6 protein-coding genes are annotated in these 6,413 nt (G+C 69.0%); all 6 read left to right on the forward strand.

The annotated features are described in order from the left end of the window. On the forward strand, positions 1-952 hold a 952-nt coding region (locus ACTUAL_RS24555), incomplete at its 5' end, for a ribulokinase (protein ID WP_440901911.1). A gap of 2 nt (positions 953-954) precedes the next feature. Then, positions 955-1,608 (forward strand): L-ribulose-5-phosphate 4-epimerase, encoded by a 654-nt coding sequence (locus ACTUAL_RS24560; RefSeq protein WP_177154639.1) that lies wholly within the window; start codon positions 955-957, stop codon positions 1,606-1,608. Positions 1,609-1,628: 20 nt separating this feature from the next. Beyond that, positions 1,629-3,137, forward strand: coding sequence for an L-arabinose isomerase (gene araA, locus ACTUAL_RS24565; protein WP_440901912.1), 1,509 nt, complete (start codon positions 1,629-1,631; stop codon positions 3,135-3,137). 148 nt (positions 3,138-3,285) lie between these two features. Beyond that, positions 3,286-4,407, forward strand: a complete 1,122-nt coding sequence (chvE, locus tag ACTUAL_RS24570; RefSeq protein ID WP_096492409.1) for a multiple monosaccharide ABC transporter substrate-binding protein — start codon at positions 3,286-3,288, stop codon at positions 4,405-4,407. 2 nt (positions 4,408-4,409) lie between these two features. Next, positions 4,410-5,936 carry a multiple monosaccharide ABC transporter ATP-binding protein gene (mmsA, locus tag ACTUAL_RS24575; protein WP_440901913.1) on the forward strand — a complete coding sequence of 509 codons (1,527 nt, stop codon included), beginning with the start codon at positions 4,410-4,412 and terminating at the stop codon, positions 5,934-5,936. Next, positions 5,933-6,413: ABC transporter permease subunit (locus ACTUAL_RS24580; protein WP_440901914.1), on the forward strand; the 481-nt coding region annotated here is incomplete at its 3' end. The genes mmsA and ACTUAL_RS24580, both read left to right, overlap by 4 nt.

Raw genomic sequence — 6,413 nt, forward strand, 5'->3', positions numbered from 1 at the left:
CCCCGTCGGCGAGCTGGGGGCCGTCGCCGGCCGCCTCACCGCGCAGGCGGCGGCCTGGACCGGTCTCCCCGAGGGCATCGCCGTCGCCGTCGGCAACGTCGACGCCCACGTCACCGCCCCCGCCGCGCAGGCGGTCGGCTCCGGGCAGATGGTCGCCATCATGGGCACCTCCACCTGCCACGTCATGAACGGCGACCACCTCGCCGAGGTGCCCGGCATGTGCGGCGTCGTCGAGGGCGGCATCGTCCCCGGCCTGTGGGGCTACGAGGCCGGTCAGAGCGGCGTCGGCGACATCTTCGGCTGGTTCGTCCAGCACCAGGTTCCCGCCTCGTACCACGAGACCGCGCGCGAGCGCGGCATCTCCACCCACGAGCTGCTCACCGAGCTGGCCGCCGAGCAGAAGATCGGCCAGCACGGCCTGGTCGCGCTCGACTGGCACAGCGGCAACCGCTCGGTCCTGGTCGACCACGAGCTGTCCGGCGTCGTCGTCGGCCAGACCCTGGCCACCCGCGCCGAGGACACCTACCGCGCCCTGCTGGAGGCCACCGCCTTCGGCACCCGCGTCATCGTCGACACCTTCACCGACGCGGGCGTCCCGGTGACCGAGCTGGTGATCGCGGGCGGCCTGCTGCGCAACAAGCTGCTCATGCAGATCTACGCCGACGTCACCAACCTGCCGCTGTCGGTCATCGGCTCCGAGCAGGGCCCCGCGCTCGGCTCCGCGCTGCACGCCGCCGTGGCCGCGGGCGCCTACCCGGACATCCGCGCCGCCGCGCTGGCCATGGGCTCCCTGCTCAAGGGCGTGTACCAGCCGATCGAGGCGAACGTGCAGGCGTACGAGCGCCTGTTCACCGAGTACCAGGAGCTGCACGACTACTTCGGCCGCGGCGCCAACGAGGTCATGCACCGCCTGAAGGCCGGCCGCCGCGAGGCGCTGGGGGAGGAGAGCTGACCGTGTCCGCCATCGCCGACATCCGCAGGACCGTCGCGTCCCTGCACGCGCAGCTGACCAAGTACGAGCTGGTCATCTGGACCGCGGGCAACGTCTCCGCGCGCGTGCCCGACCAGGACCTGATGGTCATCAAGCCCTCCGGCGTCTCCTACGACGACCTCGGGCCCGAGGCCATGGTCGTCACCGACCTGCACGGCAACCTCGTCGAGGGCGACCACTCGCCGTCCTCCGACACCGCCGCGCACGCCTACGTGTACCGGCACATGCCCCACGTGGGCGGCGTCGTGCACACCCACTCGACGTTCGCCACCGCGTGGGCCGCGCGCGGCGAGTCCATCCCGTGCGTCATCACGATGATGGCCGACGAGTTCGGCGGGGACATCCCGGTCGGCCCGTTCGCGCTGATCGGCGACGACTCGATCGGCCAGGGCATCGTCGAGACCCTCGCGAACAGCCGCTCGCGGGCGGTCCTCATGCACGGCCACGGGCCCTTCACCATCGGCAAGGACGCCAAGGACGCGGTGAAGGCGGCCGTGATGCTGGAGGACGTGGCGCGCACCGTGCACCACGCGTTCCAGCTCGGCAAGCCCGAGCGGATCGCGCAGGAGCACATCGACAGCCTCTACGCGCGCTACCAGAACGTCTACGGGCAATGAGCCCACGAGGAGGACGCACGATGCCCGCCGCGGCGACACCCCAGGTCTGGTTCCTCACCGGCTCCCAGCACCTGTACGGCCCGGAGACCCTGGATCAGGTCGCCGACCAGTCCCTGCAGATCCAGCGGATGCTGGCCGGCGCAGGCCGTATCTCGGCCGAGATCGTCAGCAAGCCCGTGCTCACCGACTCCGGCGCCATCCGCAAGGTGATGCTGGAGGCGAACGCCGACCCGGACTGCATCGGCGTGATCGCGTGGATGCACACGTTCTCGCCCGCCAAGATGTGGATCACCGGGCTGGACGCGCTGCGCAAGCCGCTGCTGCACCTGCACACCCAGCTCAACGAGTCCCTGCCGTGGTCGACCATCGACATGGACTTCATGAACCTGAACCAGGCCGCCCACGGCGACCGCGAGTTCGCGTTCATCCAGACCAGGCTGGGCGTGCCGCGCAAGACCGTCGTCGGCCACGCCACCGACCCGCGCGTGCTCAGCCGGGTCGACGCGTGGGTGCGGGCGGCCACGGGCCACAACACGCTGCGGAACCTGCGCCTGGCGCGCTTCGGCGACAACATGCGCGACGTCGCGGTCACCGAGGGCGACAAGGTCGAGGCGGAGCTGCGCTTCGGCGTCTCGGTCAACACCTACGGCGTCAACGACCTGGTGGCCGTGGTCGACGCGGTCGGCGAGGACGAGATCGACTCGCTGGTCGCCGACTACGCCGAGCTGTACCGGCTGGTGCCCGAGCTGGCCAAGGGCGGCGACCGGCACGACTCGCTGCGCTACGCGGCCCGCATCGAGGCCGGGATGCGCCGCTTCCTGGTCGACGGCGGCTTCGGCGCGTTCACCACGAACTTCGAGGACCTCGGCGGGCTCCGGCAGCTGCCGGGCCTGGCGGTCCAGCGCCTGATGGCCGACGGCTACGGCTTCGGCGGCGAGGGCGACTGGAAGACCTCGGTGCTGCTCACGGCCGTCAAGGCCATGGGCGAGGGCACCGGGAAGGGCACCTCCTTCATGGAGGACTACACCTACCACCTGGTGCCCGGCGAGGAGAAGATCCTCGGCGCGCACATGCTGGAGGTGTGCCCGACCATCGCGAAGGGCACCCCGTCCTGCGAGATCCACCCGCTGGGCATCGGCGGGCGCGAGGACCCGGTCCGCCTGGTCTTCGACGCCCTGGAGGGTCCGGCCACCGTGATCGGCATGTCCGACCTCGGCGACCGCTTCCGCCTGGTGGCCAACGACATCGACGTCGTGGCCCCGGACGAGCCCCTGCCCGCCCTGCCGGTGGCGCGCGCGGTCTGGAAGCCCGCGCCGTCGCTGGCCGTGTCCGCCGAGTCCTGGCTGACCGCGGGCGGGCCGCACCACACCGTGCTGACGCAGGCCGTCGGCTCCGAGGTCCTGCGGGACTTCGCCCAGATGTCGGAAACCGAACTGGTGCTGATCGACGAGAGCACCACCACGGAGCAGTTCGCGGACCGGCTCCGCTGGAACCAGGCGTACTACCGCCTGGCGCAGGGGCTCCGCTAACGAGCCCGGTCGAACCCCGCTGGTCCAGACCACTACTCTGCGTCGTCAGGGTGGTGGTCAGGACCGGTGGGGTTCGCCACCCCCGGCACCACCGCGCCAGCACCACCGGCGCGGGCAACACCGCCACGCAACACCCGGAGGAGAAACAATGAAGTTTCCGAAGATCGTCGCGGCGTTCAGCGCCGCGGCGCTGGCTGTGTCACTGTCGGCCTGCGGGTCGGCTGAGAAGACGGTGGACCAGAAGGGCGGGGACACCGAGGGCGCCCTGATCGGCGTCACGATGCCCACCAAGTCCTCCGAGCGCTGGGTGCACGACGGGGACAACATCAAGCAGGCCCTGGAGGCCAAGGGCTACAAGGTCGACCTCCAGTACGCCGAGGACCAGATCCCGACGCAGGTCAACCAGCTCGAGAACCAGATCACCAAGGGCGCCAAGCTCCTGATCGTGGCCTCGATCGACGGCAAGGCCCTCAGCAACCAGCTGGAGCAGGCCAAGGCCCAGAACATCCCGGTCATCTCCTACGACCGGCTCATCCTGGACTCGCCGAACGTCGACTACTACGCCTCGTTCGACAACTTCAAGGTCGGCGTCCAGCAGGCCACCTCCCTGCTGACCGGTCTCAAGGTCATCAACGCCGATGGCTCCCCCGGCTCCGCGACCGGCCCGCTGAACATCGAGCTGTTCGGCGGCTCGCCGGACGACAACAACGCCCCGTTCTTCTTCAACGGCGCGATGTCCGTCCTCCAGCCGCACATCGACAAGGGCACCCTCGTCGTCAAGAGCGGCCAGAAGGACTTCAAGGTGGCGGCCACCCTGCGCTGGGACCCGGCCACCGCGCAGCGCCGCATGGAGGACCTGATCACCTCCACCTACTCCGGCGGTGACAAGGTCGCGGGCGTCCTCTCGCCCTACGACGGCATCTCCATCGGCATCCTCTCCGCGCTCAAGTCCAGCGGCTACGGCACGGCGGGCCAGCCCTGGCCGATCGTGACCGGCCAGGACGCCGAGGTCGCCTCGGTCAAGTCGATCATCGCGGGCGAGCAGTACGCCACCGTGCACAAGGACACCCGCAAGCTGGCCGACGTGACGGTCAAGATGGCGGACGCGCTGCTCAAGGGCGAGAAGCCCGAGGTCAACAACGAGACCGACTACAACAACGGCAAGAAGGTCGTCCCGGCCTACCTGCTCGACTTCGTCGCCATCGACAAGTCGAACTGGGAGAAGGAGCTCGTGGAGACCGGCTACTACACGGCGGATGAGCTGAAGTAACGATGACCGACGACATCCTGGTGATGCGCGGCATCACCAAGAGGTTCGCGGGGGTCACCGCGCTGAGCGACGTCAACTTCGCCGTTCAGCGCGGTGAGATCCACGCGATCTGCGGGGAGAACGGCGCTGGCAAGTCCACGCTGATGAAGGTGCTCTCCGGGGTGCACCCGCACGGCTCCTACGAAGGCGAGATCGTCTACGACGGGCAGCCGGTCGCGTTCTCGACCGTCCGCGACAGCGAGCGGCTCGGCATCGTGATCATTCACCAGGAGTTGGCGCTCGCCCCGCAGCTCTCCATCGCGGAGAACATGTTCCTGGGCAACGAGCGCGCCTCCAAGGGCCTGATCGACTGGAACAGGACCAACCACGAGGCAGCCGAGCTGCTGGCCCGCGTCGGCCTCCGGGAGAACCCGGTGACGCAGGTCAGCGACATCGGCGTGGGCAAGCAGCAGCTGGTGGAGATCGCGAAGGCCCTGTCGAAGGAGGTGAAGCTGCTCATCCTCGACGAGCCCACCGCGGCGCTCAACGACGAGGACTCGGCCCACCTCCTCGACCTGCTCGAAGGGCTCCGGAACGAGGGGATCACCTCGGTGATCATCTCGCACAAGCTCAACGAGATCACGCGGATCGCGGACAACATCACGATCCTGCGCGACGGCCAGACCATCGAGACGCTGCCCGCCGAGGGGCTCACCGAGGACCGGATCATCTCCGGCATGGTCGGCCGCGACCTGGAGAACCGCTACCCGCCCCGCGAGCCGAAGATCGGCGACGAGGTGCTGCGGATCGAGGACTGGACGGTGCACAGCCCCGTCCAGGCCGACCGGGTCGTGGTCGACAAGGCCTCGCTCACCCTGCGGCGCGGCGAGATCGTCGGCCTCGCCGGGCTGATGGGCGCGGGCCGCACCGAGCTGGCGATGAGCCTGTTCGGGCGGACCTACGGGACCAACATCTCCGGCAAGGTCTTCAAGAACGGCAAGGAGATCAGCACCAAGACCGTCGACCAGGCGATCGCCCACGGCATCGCCTACGTCAGCGAGGACCGCAAGCGGTACGGGCTCAACCTGATCGCCGACGTCCAGCGCAACATCTCCGCAGCCGCGCTCCGCAAGCTCGCGCCCAGGACGTGGGTCAACGAGAACGAGGAGCACGCGGTCGCCGAGAAGTACCGGCGGAGCATGAACATCAAGACGTCCAGCGTGGCGACCACGGTCGGCACGCTGTCCGGCGGCAACCAGCAGAAGGTCGTGCTGGCCCAGTGGATGTTCACCGACCCCGCGGTGCTGATCCTCGACGAGCCGACCCGAGGCCTCGACGTCGGCGCGAAGTACGAGATCTACACGATCATCAACGAGCTGGCCGAGCAGGGCCTCGCGGTGCTGGTGATCTCCTCCGAACTGCCGGAGCTGCTCGGCCTGTGCGACCGCGTGTACGCGCTGTCGTCCGGTCGGATCACCGGTGAGGTGGACCGCGCCGAAGCAACCCAGGAACGCCTGATGCAGCACATGACCCAGGGACAGATGACATGAGCACCGCCAAACTCGATCCGCCGGTCGCCCCCGCGGCTCCCGGCGCCAGGAACAAGTTCTCGATCAACATCCGCCAGTCCGGCATCTACGTGGCGTTCGCGTTCATCGTGGTGCTGTTCTCGGTGCTGACCGACGGCGCGCTGCTCACGCCCCAGAACATCTCCAACATCATCGTCCAGAACTCCTACGTGCTGATCCTCGCGATCGGCATGATCCTGGTGATCATCGGCGGGCACATCGACCTGTCGGTGGGCTCGGTGGTGGCGGTGACCGGCGCGGTCTGCGCGGTGCTCACCGTGAAGATGGGGCTGGCCTGGCCGCTCGCGGTGCTCATCACGCTCCTGGTGGGCGCGATGATCGGCGCGGCGCAGGGGTACTGGATCGCGTACTTCGGCATCCCCGCGTTCATCGTGACGCTCGCGGGCATGCTCGTGTTCCGCGGCCTCGCGCTCGTCATCGTGGGCGAGACGGTCGCGG

Source organism: Actinosynnema sp. (assembly GCF_052038725.1).